The sequence below is a fragment of the Paracoccus tibetensis genome (assembly GCF_900102505.1).
Classification (GTDB): domain Bacteria; phylum Pseudomonadota; class Alphaproteobacteria; order Rhodobacterales; family Rhodobacteraceae; genus Paracoccus; species Paracoccus tibetensis.
Genome location: NZ_FMVT01000006.1, coordinates 213626 through 234381, shown reverse-complemented (window position 1 = coordinate 234381; position 20756 = coordinate 213626). Strand labels below are relative to the sequence as shown.

Below are 20756 nucleotides of genomic sequence, written 5' to 3'. Positions count from 1 at the left end.
CTGAGGGAAAGGTCCCTGCCCGACCGCGAGTGGCGCAGCCGGGCAGAGCGCGGGGAAGGTCACTCGGCCGGCGTCTGCGCGCCGTAAAGCGTGGCCTTCGTTTCCTCGACGACCGCCAGCAACTCGTCGACCAGCTCGTCGCCGACATTGCTGCGGATGAAGGACAGGACCGGGGGCTGGGCGATGTCGCGGAAGGCCGCCTTCTCCTCGGGGGTCGAGACGTGGATCTCCATCCCCATCTCGTCGGCCAGCTGGCGGCTGAAGCGCCAGTCGCCCTCGGTCTTCTGCAGGTTCTCGGTCCAGGCCATCAGCTTGGCCGCGTCCTGGATCACCTGCTGGTGGCCGGGCTCAAGCGAGGCGAACCAGTCCTCGTTGGCGATCACGACATGCAGGCCGAAGGTGTGCTCGTTCAGCGTGTAGTAGCGCTGCACCTCGCCATGCCCGCCGGTATAGACGACGGCCGGCGGGTTCTCCTGCCCGTCCACCACGCCCTGGCGCAGGGCCATCACGACCTCGGCCCCGCTGATCGGCACGGCGGTCGCGCCGAGCGCGCCGACCATCTCCATGTAGACCGGGCTTTCCATCGTGCGGATCTTCAGCCCGGCCATGTCGGCGGGCTCGATGATCGGGCGGACGTTGTTGGTGAAGGACCGAAACCCGTTCTGCGAGAAGGCCAGCGCGCGGATGCCGGTCTGCTCCAGGATGTCGTCGCGCATGCGGTCCGCAAACTCGCTCTCCAGCACGCGCCAAGCGACGGGGGCGGACTCGAAGAGATAGGGAATCGACCAGACCTGCATGGGTGGGTAAAAACCGGCCATCGCACCGTCCGCCGGGAAGGACAGCTCGAGGCTGCCCTGCTGGACCATCTCAATCATCTCGCGCTCGCCGCCCAGCTGGTTGTTGGGAAACAGGCGGACGGTGATCTCGCCGTTGGTCTTGAACTCGACATAGTCCTTGAAGCGCACGAGGGCGTTGTATTCGGGCGAGTCGCCCTCGGGCATGCCGATCCCGAACTTAATCTCCATCGCCTCGGCCTCGGCCAGGCCGAAGACGCTGACGCTTGCAGCCAAAGCCGCCGCGCAGAACGCGGTTCTGAATGTCATCATGTCATCCTCCCTTGGGGCTCGGTTGATCCGGCATCAGGTCCTCCACCCGCTCCGGCCGTTGCCATGGCAGCCCGCACGGGGCTACATAGGTCAGATGATGACGCGCTCTAGATCAGATGTAAAGGCGGATTTGACATGGACATCTCGCAACGGCCGAACGGCAGCGCGCGCCGCGTGCTGGACCTGAAGATCCCGAGCGAATTTGCCTCGTCCCTGCCGACGGGCGCGGCCAAGCAGGCGGTCGAGGCGCTCGGCCGGCGCATCGCCAGCGATGTCTACCGCGAGGGCGAGGTGATGCCGACCGAGGGCGAGCTGGCCGAGAGCCTGGGCGTCAGCCGCGCCACGGTGCGCGACGCGGTCAAGGTCCTGTCGGGCAAGCGCCTTCTGCGGACGGCGCGCCGGTACGGCACGCGGGTCCGCCCGGTGGACGAGTGGAACCTGATCGACGCCGACGTGGTCGCCTGGCACGCGCCCGACCACCCGCGCATCCGCCGCATCTTCGCCGAGACGACCGAGCTGCGCAGCATCATCGAGCCGGCCGCGGCGGCCTTGGCCGCCGAGCGCGCCTCGGCCCGCCAGATCGAGACGCTGCTGGCGGCCGCGCAGGCGATGCACCCGGCCGAGGAGGATGTCGAGGCGCTGTTCGCGGCCGACTGCCAGTTCCACGTCACGCTGTTCGACATGACCGGCAACGACGTGATGCGGCAGATGCGCCAGCTGATCCTGACGATGCTGCGCGTCTCCTACGAGCTGGGCGTGGCCGACGACAGCAACGAGCGCGTCAGCCGCGAGGGGCATATCGCCGTGGCCGAGGCCATTGCCGCGCGCGACGCGTCCGCCGCGCGCACCGCGATGGCCTCCATGCTGGAGCTGAACCGCAGCGTCGCCGAGCGCCTGCGCCCGCGGGCCTGAGCGTCAGAGGTTCAGCGCGTAGTATTTCGGCTCCATGAACTCGAGGATGCCGTGCACGCCGCCCTCGCGGCCGAGGCCGCTCTGCTTGACGCCGCCGAAGGGCGCGGCCGGGTCGGACATGAGGCCGCGGTTGATGCCGATCATGCCGCTCTCGATCCGCCCGCCGACGCGCATCGCCCGTCCCAGATCACGCGAATAGACATAAGCGGCCAGCCCGTATTCGGTGTCGTTGGCCAGGCGCACGGCCTCGTCCTCGGTCTCGAAGCGGAAGACGGGGGCGACGGGGCCGAAGATCTCCTCCTGCGCGAGGGCAGCGTTCACGGGCACGTCGCGCAGCACGGTCGGCGGGTAGAAAAAGCCCGGCCCTTCCAGCGGCGCGCCCCCGGTCGTGGCGGTGGCCCCGCGCGCGACGGCCTCGGTCACCAGCCGGTCGATCTTCTCGACGGCCTTGGCGGTGATCATCGGCCCGACCTGCACGCCCTCGCCCGTGCCCGGCCCGATCCGCAGCGCCGCCATGCGCCGGGTTAGCCCGTCGACGAAGGCGTCGTGGATGCCGGCCTGCACGTAGAAGCGGTTGGCCGCCGTGCAGGCCTCGCCCGCGTTGCGCATCTTGGCGATCATCGCGCCGTCCAGCGCGGCCTCCAGGTCGGCGTCGTCGAAGACGAGGAAGGGCGCGTTCCCGCCCAGCTCCATCGAGCAGCTGGCGACCGTCCGCGCCGCACCCGCCAACAGCGTCCGCCCGACGCCCGTCGAGCCGGTGAAGGACAGCTTGCGGACGCGCGGATCGGCCAGCATCGCCTCGACCACCGGGCCGGGCTGCGTGGTGGTCAGGACGTTCACCACGCCCGGCGGCACGCCCGCCTCCTCGCCCAGGGCGGCCATCGCATAGGCGGTGAGCGGGGTCTCGGACGCGGGCTTCAGGATGACCGTGCAGCCCGCCGCCAGGGCCGGGGCGATCTTGCGCGTCGCCATCGCGGCCGGGAAGTTCCACGGGGTGATCAGCACGCAGATGCCGATGGGCTCGTGGTCCACGAGGATGCGGTGCGCGCCCGAGGGGGCGGTGCGGTATTCGCCGGGCACCCGCACGGCCTCCTCGGCATACCAGCGGAAGAACTCGGCCGCATAGGCAACCTCGCCCCGCGCGTCGGGCAGCGCCTTGCCGTTCTCCAGCGAGATGAGGCGCGCGAACTCCTGGGCCCGTTCGGTGAACAGGGTGAACCAGCGGCGCAGGATCTCGGCGCGCTGGCGGGTGGGGGTGGCGCGCCAGCCTGGCGCGGCGGCGGCGGCGGCCTCCACCGCGGCGGCGGCATCGGCGCGCGCGGCGTCCGGCACCTCGGCCAGCGCGCTGCCGGTCGAGGGGTCGATGACGGGAATGCCGCCGCCGGGCAGCCAGCGCCCGCCGATGTAGAGGCCGCGGGCATGGGCGGCGGGGTCGTCCGTGGGGTGATCGAAGCTCATGGCGGTTTTCCTTAGTGAACGAGGCTGCGGTCGCCGTGGAAGGCGGTGCCGACAAGCTGGCGCATCTCGTCCAGCGAGATGGGGCGCGGGTTGTTCTGGATCAGGCGGGCGATGCCGCAGGACTGCTCGGCCACCCAGTCCAGGCGCCCCTCGTCCAGCCCGAGCGCGCCGAGCGAGCGGGGAATGCCGATCCGCGCGAACATCGCGGACAGCGCCGGGATGACCTCGGACGCCTCGTCCAACCCCGCCGCGGCGGCGATGGCGGCCAGTTCGGGGCCGATGGCCGGGCGGTTCCAGGCGAGGACATAGGGCATGAGGCAGGCCACTCCCAGCCCGTGCGCCGTGTGGGTCAGCGCGCCGATGGGATACTGGATCGCATGGGCCGCAGCCGTCCCTGCGACGCCGAAGGCAAGCCCCGCCTTCAGCGCGCCCAGCATCACCGCCTCGCGCGCGTCGACGTCCTCGCCGTCCTCGACGGCGCGCGGCAGCGCGTGCCAGAGCAGTTCGATCGCCTCCAGCGCGAAACGGTCCGAGACGGTGTTCTTGCCCACGAAGACCCGGTTCTGGGCCAGCAGCGGATCGGGCGCGCGCCGGATCGCCGTCAGCGCCTCGATAGCATGGGTCATCGCGTCGGCGCCCGCGATGGCGGTCAGCATCGCGGGGCAGGTGGCGGTCAGGTCGGGATCGCAGATCGCCGCGGTCGGGATGAGGAAGGGGCTGGAGATCCCGACCTTCAGCACCCGCTCGTCATCCGACAGCACCGCGACCGGCGTGACCTCCGAGCCGGTGCCCGCGGTCGTCGGCACCGCGATGATCGGCAGGACCGGAGGCGGCACCTTCAGCTCGCCATAATAATCCTGCGGCCGGCCGCCATGCGTCAGCAGCAGCGCAAGGCATTTCGCCATGTCGAGGCACGAGCCCCCGCCGATGCCGATCACGAGGTCCGGGGCAAAGCCGCGTGCGCGCCCGGCCGCGGCTTCGGCCGAGGCCGCGGGAACGTCCGGCAGCGTGCCCGCCTCGATCTGCACGGCCAGGCCCTCGGCCTCGAGCGCGGCCAGCATCATGCGGAAGTCGCCATCTGCCGCCAGCCGCTCGTCGGTCACGACCAGCGCGCGCTGGCCAAGCCGCGCCGCGACCCGACCAAGCGCGTGGCGCTGCCCGGCGCCGAACAGCACCTCTCTCGGCGCTCTCATGATTCCGTACATCCCGCGTTCCCTCCCCTGAACGCCGCCTCCCGGCGACGCTTTTATCATATCGTATACGATAAAGTATTTGACATCGGGTATGGCTTTTGCAAGTCATATGTCAACAGGGATCGCGACAGGGCACGCGATCGGGCCGAGGAGCCGCCACTGGCGGAGGCCCGAGGAGAAGAGGACGAAGATGGCACAGGCATTGATGCGAGAGGCCGGACGGGCCGCCATTCGCCCCGTCAGCGTGGTCGAAGGCGTCTACAACAGCATCTACGAACGGCTGATGTCGCTGGATTTTGCCCCCGGCGCCCGCCTCGCCATCGACCAGCTGGCCCGCGAGATGGATGTCTCGCAGACCCCAGTGCGCGAGGCCCTGAGCCGGCTAGAGCGCGAGGGACTGGTCCGCAAGGCGCATCTGATCGGCTACTCGGCCGCGCCCCAGCTGACCCGCAAGGAGTTCGAGAATCTCTACGACTTCCGCCTGCAGCTGGAACCCGAGGGTGCGGCTCGGGCCGCCGAACGGCTGACGCCCGAGACGCTGGCCCTGCTGGAACAGCGCGCCGCCGACATGGGCAATGGCGAGACGCCGGTGGACCGCACCAGCCGCTATTCCCGCTTCGCCCGCGCCGATGCCCGCTTTCACGACGAGATCATGCGCGTCGCCGGCAACGAGGTCGTGCGCGCCGCGCTGTTCAACAACCACGTCCATGTCCACATCTTCCGACTGATGTTCCACAGCCGCGTCACCCAAGAGGCGCTGGAGGAGCACGAGGCGCTTCTGTCCGCCTTCCGCGCCGGCGACGGTCCTGCCGCGCGCGAGGCGATGCTGTCCCATATCACCCGATCTCGCGATCGCCTGATCCCGGCCTTCGACTGACATGACCCGATTGAGCATCATCCATGCCGCGGAGCCCTCCAGCTCCGCGACCGATCCCGGCTTGCCGCCCGTCCTTGAGGTTCAGGGCCTCGGCAAGACCTACGGGGCAATTACCGTCCTGTCGGGCGTCGATCTGTCGCTGCAACCGGGCGAGGTTCACGCGGTCATCGGCGAGAACGGCGCGGGCAAGTCCACGCTGATGAAGCTGCTGTCGGGCCATGTCGCGCCGACCGTGGGCCAGATCCGGCTGGAAGGCGCCCCGGTCAGCTTCCCCGACGCCGCGACGGCCGAACAGGCCGGCATCGTCCTGGTGCATCAGGAGATCCTGCTGGCGGACGACCTGACCGTGGCGGAGAACCTGTTCCTCGGGCGCGAGATCGGGCCGTGGTGGACGGTCAGCGACCGGCAGATGGACGCCCGGACGCGCGAGGTCCTCGCCCGCATCGGCTCTGTCGCCCGGCCCCGCGATCTGGTGCGCGACCTGCCCTTGGCGCAGCGCCAGCTGGTGCAGATCGCCCGCGCGCTTCTGGACCCGCGCAAGGTGGTGATCTTCGACGAGCCGACCGCCGTTCTCGCCCATGACGAGGTCGCGGCGCTTCTGGCCATCGTGCGCCAGCTGCGCGACGCGGGCGCGGCGGTCCTCTATATCTCGCATCGGCTGGACGAGGTCGAGGCACTGGCCGACCGCATCACCGTCTTGCGCGACGGCCAGATGATCGGCACCTTCCCCGCCGCCGGCATGAGCCAGCGCCGCATGGCCGAGCTAATGGTCGGCCGGCGGCTCGACATGCTTTATCCCCCCAAGCGCACCGACCCCGGCGAGACGCTGCTGGAGATCGAGGCGCTGTCGGTCGAGCATGGCCGGCAGGAGGCGAGCCTGACCATCCGCGCGGGCGAGGTGCTGGGCATCGGCGGCATGATCGGCGCCGGCCGGACCGAGCTGATCGAGGGGCTGATGGGCCTGCGCCCCGCCACCGCCCGCCGCATCGCGCTGCGCGGCGAGGATGTGAGCAAGCGCAGCGTCAAGGCCTGGCAGAAGCGCGGCGTCGTCTATCTGACCGAGGATCGCAAGGGAAAGGGGCTGCTGCTCGGCAGCGACCTCGCCCAGAACCTGACCCTCGCCGCCCTGACCGAGACCCATCCCGGCGTCATGCTGCATCCCGGCCGCGAGACGCGCGCGCTGGAGGGGGCGGTCAGTGAATACGACATCCGTGTCCGGTCCCTGCGGCTGACGGCCGGGCAACTGTCGGGCGGCAACCAGCAGAAACTGCTGCTGGCCAAGATCATGCTGACCGATCCCGCCGTGGTCATCATCGACGAGCCGACGCGCGGCATCGACATCGGCAACAAGAGCCAGATCTACGACTTCATCGACAAGCTGGTGCGGGACGGGCGGGCCTGCGTCGTCATCTCTTCCGAGATGTCCGAACTGGTGGGCCTTGCCGACCGCGTCCTCGTGATGCGCGCAGGCCGCGTCGTCGCCGAGTTCGCGGGCGACCAGATCACCGAGGAAAACGTCGTCTACGCCGCGACCAGCAGTCGCCAGGATCATCAGGAGGCAGCGCCATGACCACGGTCGAGATGACCCAGACCCGCAGCCGCGACGGCTGGCAGATCCGCTGGTCCGACCTCGGCCCGTGGATCGCCCTGGCGGTGATCGTACTGGTCGGAGCGCTGATCAACAGCAACTTCCTGACCAGCGCGAACCTCGGCAATGTCATCACCCGCTCGGCCTTCGTGGCCATCATCGCGATCGGGGCGACCTTCGTGATCGCCTCGGGCGGGCTGGACCTGTCGGTCGGCTCGATGATGGCCTTCGTGACCGGGGTGATGATCCTGGTGATGAACAGCCTCGCCCCGACCTATGGTGCAAGCGCCATCTTCATGGGCGCAGGTGTGGCCCTGATAGTCGGTGCGCTCTGCGGACTTTTGAACGGGCTCGTGGTCACCATCGGCAAGATCGAACCCTTCATCGTCACGCTTGGCACGATGGGCATCTTCCGCGCGCTGATCACTTGGATGTCCGACGGCGGCTCGATCCCCATCGACCGCGACCTGCGCGCCGCCTACCGCCCGGTCTATTTCGGCAGCTTCCTCGGCGTGCCGATCCCGATCTGGATCACCGTGGCCGTGGTGCTTGTGGGCGCGTTCCTTCTGTATCGCACCAAGTTCGGGCGGCGCGTGCAGGCGGCGGGCGCCAACCCCGAGGTCGCGCGCTTCTCGGGCGTCTCGGTCGCCGGCGTTCGGACCATGGCCTTCGTGCTGCAGGGCGTCTGCGTCGCCATCGCCGCGATCTGCTACGTCCCCCGCCTCGGCGCCGCGACCCCCACGACCGGCCAGCTGTGGGAGCTGCAGGTCATCACAGCGGTCGTCATCGGCGGCACCATGCTGCGCGGCGGGCGCGGGCGGATCTGGGGCACCATCGCAGGCGCCCTGATCATCGAGACCATCGCGAACCTCATGGTGCTGTCCGACATGGTGTCGGAATACCTCGTGGCCGCGGTGCAGGGCGTCATCATCATCATCGCGATGCTCGCCCACCGGTTCCTGCGCTGAGGAGGGCGCAGGGTTGTTCAAGCAGAGAGTAGAGGGAGGAAGACCATGAAAACGATAATGAAAACACTGCTCACCACCGGCGCGGCGCTTGCCGCACTGACCGCCGCTGCATCCGCGCAGGAAAGGGACATCGTCATCGCCGTGTCGATCCCGGCCGCGACCCATGGCTGGACCGGCGGCGTCGTCTATCACGCGACCGAGGCCGAGCGGCAGATCGAGGAGGCCTTCCCGAACGTCGACATCGTCCTGTCGACGGCGCAATCCGCCTCGGCCCAGGCCTCGGCGCTGGAAGACCTGACCTCGACCCGCGACCTGGCAGCGCTGGTGATCCTGCCCTTCACCTCGGAAGAGCTGACCGGCCCGGTCGAGAACGTGCGCGACACCGGCACCTTCATCACCGTGGTGGACCGGGGCCTCGCCGATGACAGCATCCAGGATCTCTATGTCGCCGGCGACAACATCGCCGTGGGGCACAACACCGCCGAGTGGCTCTCCGAGCAGCTGGGCGGCGAGGGCAAGATCGTTGTCCTGCGCGGCATTCCGACCGTGATCGACGACGAGCGCATCCAGGGCTTCACCGAGGTCATCGACGGCACCAATATCGAGATCCTCGACATCCAGTATGCCAACTGGAACCAGGACGAGGCCTTCACCCTGATGCAGGACTACCTCGCCAAGCACCCGCAGATCGACGCGGTCTGGGCAAATGACGACGACATGCTGCTGGGCGTTCTGGAAGCGGTCGAGCAGTCGGGCCGCGAGGACATCCGCTACGCCCTCGGCGGCAACGGCATGAAGCAGGTGATCGAGATGGTGATGGAGGAGAACGCCATGACCCCGATCTCGACCCCCTACCCGCCCTCGATGATCGCCACCGCGATGTACATGACCGTGGCGCAGTTCACGGGGCAGGCGCCGATGCGCGGCTCGTTTCTGCTGGATGCGCCGCTGATCACCCCCGAGAACGCCGAGCAGTTCTACTTCCCCGACTCGCCGTTCTGAGACCACTTGCGGCCCGGGCAACCCCGGGCCGCCCATCCGATCCAAGGAGCAAGAAGAATGAGCGGCAAGAAGATCCTGATGCTGTGCGGTGAATTCACCGAGGAATATGAAATCTTTGTCTTCCAGCAGGGGATGGAGGCGGTGGGCCATACCGTCCACGTCGTCTGCCCCGACAAGAACGCGGGCGAGATGATCCAGACCTCGCTGCACGATTTCGAGGGGCACCAGACCTATATCGAGCGCTTCGGCCACCTCGCCGAGATCAACAAGACGTTCTCCGAGATCGATCCGGCCGAATACGACGCCGTCTATTGCGCGGGCGGGCGCGGGCCGGAATACATCCGCACCGATCCCCGCATACAGGACATCGTGCGCCACTTCCACGAGGCGCAGAAGCCGATCTTCACCATCTGCCACGGCGTCCAGATCCTGGTCGCGGTCGATGGCGTGATCCGCGGCAAGAAGGTCGCCGCCTTGGGGGCCTGCGCGCCCGAGGTGACGCTGGCCGGCGGCACCTATATCGACGTGAAGCCGCACGAGGCCTATGTCGACGGCACGATGGTCTCGGCCAAGGGCTGGACGGGGCTGGCGGCCTTCATGCGCGAATGCATGAAGGTGCTGGGCACCAAGATCACCCACGAGAGCGCCTGAGCCGGGGGGTCAGCCGCGCAGGCGGCGACCCTCGGCATCGAAATGCAGGATGCGGCGGGGATCGGGCGTCAGCCAGACCGGCGCGTCCACCCGGTGGTCCTGCTCGCCGAACTGCCGCACGGTCAGAAGGCCCGGCGTTTCGGCCGCGACATAGGTCAGCGTCTCGCCGCCAAGTTTCTCGACATGGCTGACGCGGCCGGCGATCTGCCCCGCCTCGGCCGAGATCGTCAGATGCTCGGGCCGGATGCCGACCTGCGCGCTGGACAGGCCGACGAGCCCGCCGGGCAGGAAGTTCATCTGCGGGCTGCCGATGAAGCCGGCGACGAAGATGTTGTCCGGGTCGTTGTAGAGATCCATCGGCCGGCCGACCTGCTCGATCCGGCCGGCGCGCAGGACGACGATCTTGTCGGCCAGCGTCATCGCCTCGATCTGGTCGTGGGTGACGTAGATCATCGTCGCGCCCAACTCGCGGTGCAGGCGCGCGATCTCGATCCGCGTCGCCACCCGCAGCGCCGCGTCGAGGTTCGAGAGCGGCTCGTCGAAGAGGAACAGCTTCGGCCGGCGCACGATGGCGCGACCGATTGCGACGCGCTGGCGCTGCCCGCCCGACAGCTCGGCCGGGCGCCGCTCCATCAGGGGCTGCAGCGACAGCATCCCGGCGGCGCGGTCGGTGGCGGCGGCGATCGCGGCGCGCCCCTCGCCGGCCTGCTTCAGCGCAAGGCCCATGTTCCCGCGCACGGTCAGGTGCGGGTAGAGGGCGTAGGACTGGAAGACCATCGCGATCTCGCGCTTCGCCGGCGGCAGCTCGTTTATGCGGCGGCCGTTCATGGCGACCTCGCCCGTGGTCACATCCTCGAGCCCCGCGATCATCCGCAGGAGGATCGACTTGCCGCAGCCCGAGGGGCCGACGAAGACGCAGAACTCGCCCGGCTCCACCGTCAGGTCGATGTCCTGGATCACCTCGGTCTTGCCGAAGGACTTGGAGACACCCGTCAGGGTCAGCGCGCCGCTCACAGCTTCACCGGCGCGCCCGAGCGAACGCTCTCGTCGGCGGCAAGGCAGACCGCCAGCGACGCCACGGCATCCTGCATGTGCCGCGACAGGTCCAGATCCTCGGTGATGGCGCGGGCGACGAAGGCGGCCTCGGCCTCGCAGAGCTGCTGATGCCCCGGCTCGCCCGCCATGCTGATGTCCTCGCTGCCCGTGCCGACCCGGTGCAGGCGCAAGGTCGCCGTGCGGGTATGGGTGTCGATGTCGTCCGAACGGGCGTCCTCGGCCATGCGGATCGAGACGGCGCCCTTGGGCGAGACGACATCCTTCACGAAGAAGGCCGTGTCCGACATCATCGGCCCCCAGCCCGCCTCGTACCAGCCGACCGAGCCATCGGCGAAAAGCACCTGGAATTGGCCGTAGTTGTACATCTCGGGAGCGATCTCGTCCGAGAGGCGCAGGCCCATGCCGCGCACCTCGACCGGCGGCGCATCGGTGATCTGGCACATGACGTCGACGTAATGGACGCCGCAATCGACGATGGGCGGGGTGGTCTGCATCAGAGCCTTGTGCACCTCCCATGTCGGGCCGGAGCTTTGCTGGTTGAGGTTCAGCCGGAAGACATAGGGGCCGCCGAGCGCCCGCGCCTCGGCGATCAGGCGCTGCCAGCTCGGGTGGTGGCGCAGGATGTAGCCGACGACCAGCTTGCGCCCGTTCGCCACCGCGCAATCCACCACGCGCTGCGCGTCGGCCACTGTCGTCGCCAGCGGCTTCTCGACGAAAACATGCGCCCCGGCCTCCATCGCCGCCACGGCCAGGTCGGCATGGCTGTCCGTATAGGTGGCGATGGAGACGAGGTCCGGCTTCAGTCGCGCCAGCGCGCCGGCGAAATCGCACTCGACCGCGTGGTCGCGCAGCGCCGCGGGCAGATCGGGCGTGCTGCGGTTCACGAGGCCGACGATCTGGAACTCGGGGCTGCTCTCATAGGCCAGCGCGTGGGAAAGGCCCATGTTCCCGAGGCCGGCGACGAGGGTGCGGATCATTTGACGGCTCCTGCGGTGATGCCCCGGATCAGCTGACGCGAGAAGATGAGGTAGAGGACCAGCACCGGCAGGATCGCCAGCGACAGCGCGGCGAGGACCGCGTTCCAGTTGGTCACGAACTGCCCGATGAAGACCTGGCTGCCGAGGGTCAGGGTCTTCGTCGCCTCCGACGGCGCCAGGATCAGCGGGAACCACAAATCGTTCCAGATCGGGATCATGGTGAAGACGGCGACCGTGGCCATGGCCGGCCGCACCAGCGGCAGGACCAGGCGGAAGAAGATGCGGTATTCCGACAGCCCGTCGATCCGGCCGGCGTTCTTCAGATCGTCCGAGACGCCGCGCATGAACTCGGACAGGATGAAGACCGCCAGCGGCAGGCCCTGCGCCGTGTAGACCAGGATCAGCGCCGTCAGCGTGTTCACGAGGCCCGAGGCGACCATCAGCTGCAGGATCGCCACCGTCCCAAGCCGGATCGGGATCATGATCCCGAGCGCGAGATAAAGCCCGACAAGGCTGTTGCCCCGGAAGCGGTATTCCGACAGCGCGAAGGCAGCCATCGCCCCGAACAGCAGGACGAGGAACAGGCTGACCAACGTAACGATCATCGAGTTCTGGAAGTAGAGAACGAAATCCCCCTGCGCCAGCACGGTCCGGTAGCCGACCAGGTCGAAGCTGTCGGCCGTGGGCAAAGCCAGAGGCTCGGCGAAGATCGCGCGGCGCGACTTGAAGCTGTTGATGACGATCACGAAGACCGGAAACAGTGCGATCAGCGTGTAGAGGATCAGCACCGCATGGGCGGCGATGCTGCGAGCCAGGGGGCGGCGGGCGGCCATCGCTCAGAACTGGTAGCGGCGCAGCCGCGTCTGGATGGCGAAGAGGTAGAGGCAGACCCCGACCAGGATGATCCCGAACATGGCCGTGGCGATGGTCGCCCCCATATGCGGGTCCCCGAGCTGCAACTGAAAGCCGAAGAAGGTGCGGTAGAGGAACGTCCCCAGGATGTCCGTCGCGCCGTTGGGTCCGGCCAGCGCCCCCTGGCTCACGTAGATCAGGTCGAAGGCGTTGAAGTTGCCGACGAAGGTCAGCACGCTGATGATCCCGATGGCCGGCAGGATCAGCGGCAGCTTGATCTTCCAGAACTGCGACCAGCCGGTGATGCCGTCCATCTCGGCGGCCTCGATCACCTCGTCGGGGATCGACAGCAGCGCCGCATAGATCAGCATCATCGGAATCCCGACGAACTGCCAGACCGAGATCAGCGCCAGCGTCGTCAGCGCCGTCTCCTCGCGCCCCAGCCAGGGTGCGAACAGCCATCGCAGCCCCACCGCGTCCAGCATCCCCGGCGCGATCCCCCAGATCGGCGACAGGATCAGCTTCCAGACGAAGCCCACCACCACGAAGCTGAGGATCGTCGGGATGAAGATCGCCGTCCGGTAGAAGGCCGCCATCCGCAGCCGCGGCGAGGACAGCAGCGCCGCCAGCGCGACCCCGATCGGGTTCTGCACCAGCATGTGCACCAGGAAGAACCAGGCGTTGTTGCCGAGCGCGTTCCAGAACGACGCCGACCAGCGCGGATCCCCGAACAGCACGCCGAAGTTCCGCAGTCCGACGAAGACCCGCTCGCCCCCCTCCCGCGCCATCAGTGACAGGTTCAGCGTGCCGAACAGAGGCAGGATCATGATCGCGGTATAGATCAGCACCGCCGGCGCCAGAAACACCACGATATGCCAGCGGAACGGCCGCCTCGCGCTCATCCCCTGTCCTTCTTCGTTGCGGAAATACCCTCGGGGGGTCCGGGGGGCAAAAGGCCCCCCGGCTTCCGCCGGCCCGTCAGGGCCGGCATCATTGCGCCGGCTGATACCAGCTTTCCAGACCTTCCTGCAGCCGCGCCGCCGCGTCCTCGGGCGTCTCGGCGCCGGTGATCACATTGGCGCTGGCCGTCCAGGTCTCGTTCTCCAGGTTCGGCGTGCCGCGCGAGAGGATCTGGTAGGTCGAGCGGATCGTCGGCTCGCAGCGCTCGCGCCAGCTGACGAATTCCTGCGCCAGCGGGTCCTCCATCTCGACCGCTGCCGAGTTCAGCGAGAAGAAGCCCGGCAGCGCATTGGCGTAAAGCGTCGCGAACTCGGCCGAGCCGACCCATTCGAGGAAGGTCCGCGCGGCGTCCGCATTGGGCGAGGCCGGGTTCAGGCCAAGCGCGATGTCCGTGTGATCGCTGATGTAGCAGGTGTCGCCCGCTGCGGCGACCGGGGGCGGGAAGGCGCCCATCTCGAAGGCGCCCTCGATCTGCGGGGTGAAGACGCCGATCTCCCAGCTGCCGGCCGGATAGATCGCCGCGCGGCCGAGGGTGAAGAGGTTCTGGCTGTCGGGATAGGTCTGCGCCTCGAACCCGTCCCCCAGATAGTCGCGCCAGCGCGCCAGCTGACGGAACGGCTTGACCCATGCCTCGTCGGTCAGGCTCGCCTCGCCGTCGATCAGCGCGCGGCGGCCGTCCTCGCCCTTCCAGTAGTTGGGCCCGATGTTCTGGTAGCCCATCGTCGCGGCCTCCCACTGGTCGGCCGTGCCCATCGCCATCGGGATGTAGCTTCCCTCCTCGCGGATCGCGTCCAGCACCGCGTAGAACTCGTCCACCGTCTCGGGCGGCTCGAGGCCCAGCTCCTCGAAGGCGGTGCGGTTGTAGATGAAGCCGTGGATCACCGAGGCCATCGGCACGCAGAAGGTCGTCGCGCCGTCATCGGTCTGCCAGGCCGACTTTGCCACGTCCGAGAAGTTCGCCATCGCGGCAAGGTCGGTCAGGTCCGCCAGCTGCCCCTTGTTGTACAGCTCCAGCGAGGCGTCGAAGGGCCGGCAGGTGATAAGGTCGCCGGCCGAGCCCGCATCCAGCTTCGAGTTCAGCACCGCGTTGTATTCGGCCGGCGCGGTCGGCGCGAAATTGACCTTGATGCCGGGATGCGCCGCCTCAAAGGCGGGGATGATCTGGCTCTGCCAGATGGTCAGGTCGTCGTTGCGCCAGCTCTCGATGGTCAGCGTAACGTCCTGCGCGGCCGCCATGCCGCCGAGCGTGGTGCCGGCCAGAAGGGCCAGCGTGAGGGTGCGGGTCATCGTCGTCTCCCTGTTCCGGGCCTCTGCGGGCCCCGTTGTCACATCGTCGCCTCAGCCACCGATCCGCGTCAGATCGCCGCCGGCCGCCTGAAGCGCCGCCTCGGCCTCGTCGGGCGAGCGTCCGCGCGCGACGAGGATCGCCGTCTTCACCGCCCCGCCCGAGCGCGCCAGCGCGGCCTCGGCCGCCGCGGGCGGCACCTCCGCCAGCTCGGCCACGATCCGCGCGGCCCGTTCGCCCAGCTTGGCATTGTCGGCCAGCAGGTTCACCATCCGGCCGCGATGGACATGGCCGAGCCGCAGCCCGACCATCACCGAAATCATGTTCAGCGCCACCTTCTGCGCGCTCGCCGCCCCGAGGCGGGTCGAGCCGGCCACCATCTCGGCCCCCGTCTCGAGAAGGACGGGAATGTCCGCCGCCTCCAGCAGCGCCGCGCCGGCGACATTCGCCACGCCCGCCACCGTCACCCCCTGCGCCCGTGCGGCATGGGCCACGGCCAGCGCATAGGGCGTCGTGCCCGAGGCCGAGACGACCAGCACAACGTCCCCCGCCGCAAGGCCCGCCTTGGCCAGAGCGTCCCGCGCGGCGGCCGCGTCGTCCTCGACCCCGCCCGCCATGCGCAGCAGCCCGCCGGCACCGCCCGCGAAGATCATCGGCGTCTGCGCCGGATCGAGCCCGAAAGTCCCCGGCAGCTCGAGGCAGTCGGCCAGCGCCATCAGGCCAGAACTGCCCGCCCCGGCGTATCCGAGCCGCCCGCCCGCCCGCAGCGCGGCGGCTGCGGCCTCTGCCGTCCGGACCAGCGCGGGGATCGCCGGCGTCACCGCCTCCAGCGCCGTCTGCTGCGCCAGAAGAAGCCGCGCCATCGCCGTCTCGGGCGGCAAGGCATGCAGATCCTCGGCGGCAGGGTTCAGGGCTTCGGTGCTGCGCACGGGCATCTGATTCCTCCTGCGGGTCATGTGAGGCCAAAACCGGACCTGCTGTAAAGCGTCTTCATGAAACGCAAAAAATGTCGCAACCGGCACGTGCGCCCGCACGGGCGAGGTTGTGGGCCGGCCCTGTTTTGGTAGTCTTCGCGCCGGAGGTGAGCTGCATGCTGTTTCTAGGAATCGACGGCGGCGGCAGCGGGTGCCGCGCGGCCGTGGCCGACGCATCCGGGCGCATCCTCGGCCGGGGAAGCGCGGGTCCGGCCAACATCAACACCGACCTCGGCGGCGCGGCGGCCAGCATTCTTGCGGCGACCGAAGAAGCGCTGCGCGGCACCGGGGTCGAGGCGCCCGAGCTGACGGCGGTCCTCGGCCTCGCCGGGGGCACGATCAGCGCCGCGGCCGAGGGACTGGCCGCGCGCCTACCCTTCCACCAAGTGCGGATCGTCAACGACGCCATCACCGCCGCGCGCGGCGCCCTCGGTCCGGCCGATGGCATCCTTGCCGCGATGGGCACCGGATCGGTCTTCGCGGTGCAGGAGGCCGGCGCGCTGCGCCAGCTCGGCGGCCGCGGCTTCCTGATGGGCGACGAGGGAAGCGGCGCGGTCCTCGGCCGCAGCCTGCTGGCCCGCGCCATGCGCGCCGCCGACGGCTTCGAGCCGATGACCCCGCTGCTCGAGGAGGTCCTGTCGGAGCATGGCGGCATCGAGGGCATCATCGGCTTCGGCAACCGCGCCCGGCCGGCGGACTTCGCCCGGCTCGCGCCGCGCATCACCGCCTCGGACGATCCGGCGGCACGCAGCCTCTTCGACGCCGCCGTCGATGAGTTGCGCCGCGCGATCGCGATCCTCCAGCAGGGCCGGAGCATGGACATCGTCTTCACCGGCGGGCTGGGGCCGCATTACGCCGCCCGGCTGGCCGGCCTCTGGCCGCAGCGCCCCGCGGCCGGGACCGGCGTCGACGGCGCCCTCGCCATGGCGCGCGAGCTTGCCCGCCTGCCCGCGCCGCAACTCGACCCCGCGCAGGAGTAGCAGCCCATGAGCCAGAGCCACATGGCCCGCGAGGTGGCCGAGATCCCCGAGGCGGCGGCCCGCTTCCTCGCCGAGGCCGGACCGGCGCTGGCCGAGGCCGGCAATGCGCTGCGCGCCCGCGATCCGCATCTGCTGGTGACCGTGGCGCGCGGCTCGTCCGACCACGCGGCCAGCTACCTCAAATACGCGATCGAGCTTCAGGCGGGCATCCCCGTGGCCTCGGTCGGACCCTCGATCGCCTCGATCTACCGCCGGCCGCTGCGGCTGGCTGGGGCCGCCTGCCTCGGCATCTCGCAATCGGGCCGCAGCCCGGACATCGTCGAGATGATGGAGGCCGCGCGCAGCGGCGGCGCGCTCGGCATCGCCATCACGAACCACGCGGGCAGCCCGATGGCGGCGGCGGCCGACCACTGCCTCGCGCTGGCCGCCGGCGAGGAAAAGAGCGTCGCGGCCACCAAGACCTTCGTGAACTCGGTCCTCGCCGGGCTGGCGCTTCTGGCCGCGTGGCGGCAGGATAACGCCCTCACCCGCGCGGTGGCCGGCCTGCCGGACGCGCTGGCGCAGGCGGTGGCGCTGGACTGGTCGCCCTTGGCGGCGCGGCTGGCGCAAAGCCGCCACGCCTTCGTCCTGGGGCGCGGGCCGACCTATGCCATCGCCGCGGAAGCGGCGCTGAAGCTGAAGGAAACCTCGGGCCTTCATGCCGAGGCCTACAGCGCGGCCGAGGTGCTGCACGGTCCCGCCGCCATCGTCGAAGGGGGTTTTCCGGTCCTCGCGCTCGGCGTCGCGGACGCGGCGCTGCCGCAACTGCTGGCCACGGCAGAGCGGCTGGCGGCGCAGGGCGCCGATGTCTTCGTGACCGGCGGCACCGCGCCGGGCGCGCGCCTTTTGCCGACGGTGCCGGGACTGCACCCGCTGACGGCGCCGCTGGCCCTGATCGCGACCTACTATGCCTGCGTCGAGGCGCTGGCCCGGCAGCGGGGCTTCGATCCCGACACGCCGCCGCATCTGCGCAAGGTGACGGAGACGATATGATGGCGCGCCACGTCCTGACCGCGCCGCGCATCTTCGACGGCGCGTGCCTGCATACGGGGCTGGCGCTTGTGGTCGAGGACGGCCGCATCGCCGCCCTAGCCCCGCTGGCCGAGGCCGGGCCGCCGACCGCGCAGGTGCCGGGCGTCATCGCCCCCGGTCTGGTCGACCTTCAGGTGAACGGTGGCGCGGGGCTGATGGTAGGGGAAGGCACGGACGTGGAGGCGCTGCGGCGCATCTGCGCGGCCCATCGCCGCCTCGGCACCGCCGGCATCCTGCCGACGCTGATCACCGACCGGCCCGAGGTGACGGATGCCGTCATCGCGGCGGGCATCGCGGCCGCAGGCGCGCAGGTGCCGGGCTTTCTGGGCCTGCATCTCGAGGGGCCGCATCTGGACCCGCGCCGCGCGGGCGCGCATGACCCGGCGCTGATCCGGCCGATGGAGGACGCGGACCTGGCGCGCCTCTGCGCGGCAGCGGCGGCGCTGCCGGCGCTGATGGTCACGCTCGCGCCCTCGGCCGCGCGGCCCGACCAGATCGCCGCCCTGCGCGCGGCCGGCGCGGTCGTCACCCTCGGCCACAGCGCCTGCACCCTGCCCGAGGCCGAAGCCGCCTTCGCGGCAGGGGCAAGCGGCGCCACGCATCTTTTCAACGCGATGAGCCAGATGGGCCATCGCGATCCGGGGCTGGTCGGCGCAGTGCTGGCGGGCGACGCCTTCGCCGGGCTGATCGCGGACGGGCTGCATGTCGATCCAGCCGCCCTGCGAGTCGCCCTGCGCGCCCGGCCCGAGGGGCTGTTTCTCGTGTCGGACTGCATGGCCTTCGCGGGGACGGATCTGACCGAGATGGAGCTCGGCGGCCGCCGCATCTTGCGCCGCGCGGGGCGGCTGACGCTGGCGGACGGCACCCTCGCCGGCGCCGACCTGACGCTGGCCGGAGCGGTGGCGCGCACGGCACGCCTGCTGGCCGAGGACGTCGACGCGGACGCCGCCCTGACGCGGGCGCTTGCCATGGCGACGGCCGAGCCGGCGCGGGTGATCGGCCGCACCGCCCGCCTTGCCCCCGGCGAGGCGGCGGAGTTGACCGTCTTCGATCCGGTGACAGGAACGGCGCGCCTCTGGACCCCGGCGCTGGCCGGGCATGTCCCGCTGGCTTGACGCGCTGGAGGAAAGCGGCAGGATCAACCCCGTGAGCGGCGGCTTCCTGCCCTGCCCCTGCGAAGAAGTCCGCCGATGAACTCAATCCTCGTCTTCCTTCAGATCGGCGGATCGATCGCGCTCCTGCTCTTCGGGCTGGGCCTCGTGCGCGACGGCGTCACCACCGCCTTCGGGCTGCGGCTGAAGACGGCCCTGGGCCTTGGCACGAGGACGCGCGGGCGCGCCTTCCTGACCGGGCTCGTCGCGACGCTCGGGCTGCAATCATCGACGGCGACGGCGCTGCTGACGGCCTCCTTCGTCGAGCGGGGGCTGATCCTGGCGGGCATGGCGCAGATCGTGCTGCTGGGCGCCAATGTCGGCACTGCGATGACGGCGCTGATCCTCTCCTCGGGCGTGGGCGTCATCGCGCCCGCGCTGGTGCTGGCCGGCGTCGTCGCCAGCCGCAGGCGGACCCCGGCGCTGAGCGGAACCGGGCGGGCGCTGATCGGGCTGGGGCTGATGCTGATCTCGCTGGCGCTGCTGGGCCAGGCAACGTCCCCCTTGCGCGGCGCGCCCGAGATGGCGGCCTTCCTTGCCCTTCTCGACCGTAGCTGGCCCGTCGCGCTGATCTTCGGCGCCGCCATCGCCGTCGTCTGCTCGTCCTCGCTGGCGGCGGTGCTGCTGGTCCTGTCGCTGGACGTTCCGGGCGCGCTGACGGTGGTGCTGGTTCTCGGCGCCAACATCGGCGGGGCGCTGGCGCCGGTGCTGATCACCGCGCGCGGCTCGGTCGAGGCGCGGCGGCTGACGGCGGGCAACCTGCTGATCCGCTGCATCGGCGCGCTGGCGGCTCTGCCCTTCGCACCGCTTCTGGCCGAGACGCTGACCGGCCTCGTGCCCGGGCCCGCGGCGCTGGCGGTCGAGGCGCATCTGGCCTTCAACCTCGTGCTGGCCGCGCTGATCTGGCCGCTGGCCGGTCCCATCGCGCGGCTCTTGCACCGCGCCATCCCCGACGCGCCGCAAGCGCCCGACGCGGCGCCGCGCTGGCTGGACGAGGCGAGCCTCGAGCACGCGACGCTGGCACTGGCCGGGGCCAGCCGCGAGGCGCTGGCGATCGGCGACGACGTGGCGCGGATGCTGGACCAGACCCGCCTCGCCTTCCGCAAGAACGACAGCGCGCCCCTGGCCGAGGTCTCGAAGCTGGAGGACCGGGTCGACCTGCGCCAGCAGCAGGTCAAGACCTATCTCTCGCGCCTCGGCCGCGACGCCGAGGAGGAGGACCGCCGCCGCACCATCGCGATCCTCGACTATGTCATCAACCTCGAGCATGTCGGCGACATCATCGAGAAGGGCCTCGCGGCGGGCGTGCGCAAGAAGGTGGGGCTGGGGCTGCGCTTCTCGGATGCCGGCTATCGCGAGCTGGACAGCATGTTCCTGATGACGCGCGAGACGCTGCTGATGGCGCAGACGATCTTCATGACGGGCGACCGCGACCTCGCGCGGCAGGTGATGGAGCAGAAGGTCGAGATCCGCAACTTCGAGCGGCAGTCCGCGCAGCGCCACCTGATCCGCCTGCGCGAGGGGGACAGCGCCAGCATCGAGACGTCATCGCTGCACCTCGACATGCTGCGCGACCTGAAGCGCATCAACGCCCATCTCGCGGCCGTCTCGCATCCGATCCTGGACGAGGAGGGCCTGCTGGCCGAAAGCCGGATGCGCGGCGCCTGATCCGGCGCGGGAGGCGCAACGAAAAAG

The 20756-nt window shown here is 69.9% G+C and carries 19 protein-coding genes; 10 read left to right on the top strand and 9 right to left on the bottom strand.

All coding sequences use genetic code 11. From position 1 onward, the window contains the following. Positions 1–59 precede the first annotated feature (59 nt). Positions 60–1103 (bottom strand): DctP family TRAP transporter solute-binding subunit, encoded by a 1044-nt coding sequence (locus tag BLP73_RS10650; protein ID WP_245686627.1) that lies wholly within the window; start codon positions 1101–1103, stop codon positions 60–62. A gap of 138 nt (positions 1104–1241) precedes the next feature. Here BLP73_RS10650 and BLP73_RS10645 point away from each other — a divergent pair, with 138 nt between their 5' ends. Then, positions 1242–2018 carry a FadR/GntR family transcriptional regulator gene (locus tag BLP73_RS10645; protein ID WP_090743791.1) on the top strand — a complete coding sequence of 259 codons (777 nt, stop codon included), beginning with the start codon at positions 1242–1244 and terminating at the stop codon, positions 2016–2018. 3 nt (positions 2019–2021) lie between these two features. On the opposite strand, the gene BLP73_RS10640 is transcribed toward BLP73_RS10645, so the two are convergent. Together BLP73_RS10640 and BLP73_RS10635 are read right to left on the bottom strand one after the other, a co-directional pair. Continuing rightward, positions 2022–3476 carry an NAD-dependent succinate-semialdehyde dehydrogenase gene (locus BLP73_RS10640; RefSeq protein WP_090743789.1) on the bottom strand — a complete coding sequence of 485 codons (1455 nt, stop codon included), beginning with the start codon at positions 3474–3476 and terminating at the stop codon, positions 2022–2024. A gap of 11 nt (positions 3477–3487) precedes the next feature. After that, complete coding sequence (locus BLP73_RS10635) at positions 3488–4669, bottom strand: iron-containing alcohol dehydrogenase (protein ID WP_217630666.1); 1182 nt, start codon at positions 4667–4669, stop codon at positions 3488–3490. Between the two features lie 190 nt (positions 4670–4859). On the opposite strand from BLP73_RS10635, the gene BLP73_RS10630 reads away from it, so the two are divergent. Genes BLP73_RS10630 through BLP73_RS10610 form a run of 5 tightly spaced genes read left to right on the top strand, consistent with a single transcriptional unit; the run spans position 4860 to position 9755 of the window. Continuing rightward, on the top strand, positions 4860–5546 hold the full coding sequence (locus BLP73_RS10630) for a GntR family transcriptional regulator (protein WP_090743783.1): 687 nt from the start codon (positions 4860–4862) through the stop codon (positions 5544–5546). A gap of 1 nt (position 5547) precedes the next feature. Then, complete coding sequence (locus BLP73_RS10625) at positions 5548–7116, top strand: sugar ABC transporter ATP-binding protein (RefSeq protein WP_090743780.1); 1569 nt, start codon at positions 5548–5550, stop codon at positions 7114–7116. Beyond that, on the top strand, positions 7113–8102 hold the full coding sequence (locus BLP73_RS10620) for an ABC transporter permease (protein WP_090743777.1): 990 nt from the start codon (positions 7113–7115) through the stop codon (positions 8100–8102). Before BLP73_RS10625 ends, BLP73_RS10620 begins: the two co-directional genes overlap by 4 nt. Before the next feature lie 57 nt (positions 8103–8159). Continuing rightward, the gene (locus tag BLP73_RS10615; protein WP_245686626.1) at positions 8160–9104 is read left to right on the top strand and encodes a substrate-binding domain-containing protein; all 945 of its coding nucleotides are present in this window, start codon (positions 8160–8162) and stop codon (positions 9102–9104) included. A gap of 57 nt (positions 9105–9161) precedes the next feature. Further along, positions 9162–9755, top strand: a complete 594-nt coding sequence (locus tag BLP73_RS10610; protein ID WP_090743771.1) for a DJ-1/PfpI family protein — start codon at positions 9162–9164, stop codon at positions 9753–9755. 9 nt (positions 9756–9764) lie between these two features. On the opposite strand, the gene BLP73_RS10605 is transcribed toward BLP73_RS10610, so the two are convergent. The 6 genes from BLP73_RS10605 to BLP73_RS10580 all read right to left on the bottom strand — a co-directional run bounded on the left by BLP73_RS10605 (position 9765) and on the right by BLP73_RS10580 (position 15820). Then, positions 9765–10769 carry an ABC transporter ATP-binding protein gene (locus BLP73_RS10605; RefSeq protein WP_090743768.1) on the bottom strand — a complete coding sequence of 335 codons (1005 nt, stop codon included), beginning with the start codon at positions 10767–10769 and terminating at the stop codon, positions 9765–9767. Next, complete coding sequence (locus tag BLP73_RS10600) at positions 10766–11788, bottom strand: Gfo/Idh/MocA family protein (RefSeq protein ID WP_175453319.1); 1023 nt, start codon at positions 11786–11788, stop codon at positions 10766–10768. Before BLP73_RS10600 ends, BLP73_RS10605 begins: the two co-directional genes overlap by 4 nt. Next, the gene (locus BLP73_RS10595) at positions 11785–12621 is read right to left on the bottom strand and encodes a carbohydrate ABC transporter permease (RefSeq protein ID WP_090743765.1); all 837 of its coding nucleotides are present in this window, start codon (positions 12619–12621) and stop codon (positions 11785–11787) included. The genes BLP73_RS10600 and BLP73_RS10595 overlap by 4 nt, the downstream gene beginning before the upstream one ends. 3 nt (positions 12622–12624) lie before the next feature. After that, a complete protein-coding gene (locus BLP73_RS10590; RefSeq protein ID WP_090743762.1) occupies positions 12625–13542 on the bottom strand; it encodes a carbohydrate ABC transporter permease in 918 nt (305 codons plus the stop codon). A gap of 88 nt (positions 13543–13630) precedes the next feature. Beyond that, the gene (locus tag BLP73_RS10585) at positions 13631–14887 is read right to left on the bottom strand and encodes an ABC transporter substrate-binding protein (RefSeq protein WP_090743759.1); all 1257 of its coding nucleotides are present in this window, start codon (positions 14885–14887) and stop codon (positions 13631–13633) included. A 51-nt stretch (positions 14888–14938) separates the two neighbouring features. Continuing rightward, the gene (locus tag BLP73_RS10580; protein ID WP_090743755.1) at positions 14939–15820 is read right to left on the bottom strand and encodes an N-acetylmuramic acid 6-phosphate etherase; all 882 of its coding nucleotides are present in this window, start codon (positions 15818–15820) and stop codon (positions 14939–14941) included. Positions 15821–15975: 155 nt separating this feature from the next. Here BLP73_RS10580 and BLP73_RS10575 point away from each other — a divergent pair, with 155 nt between their 5' ends. From BLP73_RS10575 to BLP73_RS10560, 4 genes are all read left to right on the top strand, one after another. Continuing rightward, positions 15976–16839, top strand: coding sequence for a glucosamine kinase nucleotide-binding domain-containing protein (locus tag BLP73_RS10575; protein WP_090743751.1), 864 nt, complete (start codon positions 15976–15978; stop codon positions 16837–16839). A gap of 6 nt (positions 16840–16845) precedes the next feature. Beyond that, entirely contained in the window at positions 16846–17871 is a 1026-nt protein-coding gene (locus BLP73_RS10570; protein ID WP_090743748.1) for an SIS domain-containing protein, read from the top strand. Then, the gene (locus BLP73_RS10565) at positions 17871–19025 is read left to right on the top strand and encodes an N-acetylglucosamine-6-phosphate deacetylase (protein WP_090743938.1); all 1155 of its coding nucleotides are present in this window, start codon (positions 17871–17873) and stop codon (positions 19023–19025) included. Before BLP73_RS10570 ends, BLP73_RS10565 begins: the two co-directional genes overlap by 1 nt. A gap of 75 nt (positions 19026–19100) precedes the next feature. Further along, positions 19101–20729 carry a Na/Pi cotransporter family protein gene (locus BLP73_RS10560; RefSeq protein ID WP_090743745.1) on the top strand — a complete coding sequence of 543 codons (1629 nt, stop codon included), beginning with the start codon at positions 19101–19103 and terminating at the stop codon, positions 20727–20729. Positions 20730–20756: the final 27 nt, after the last annotated feature.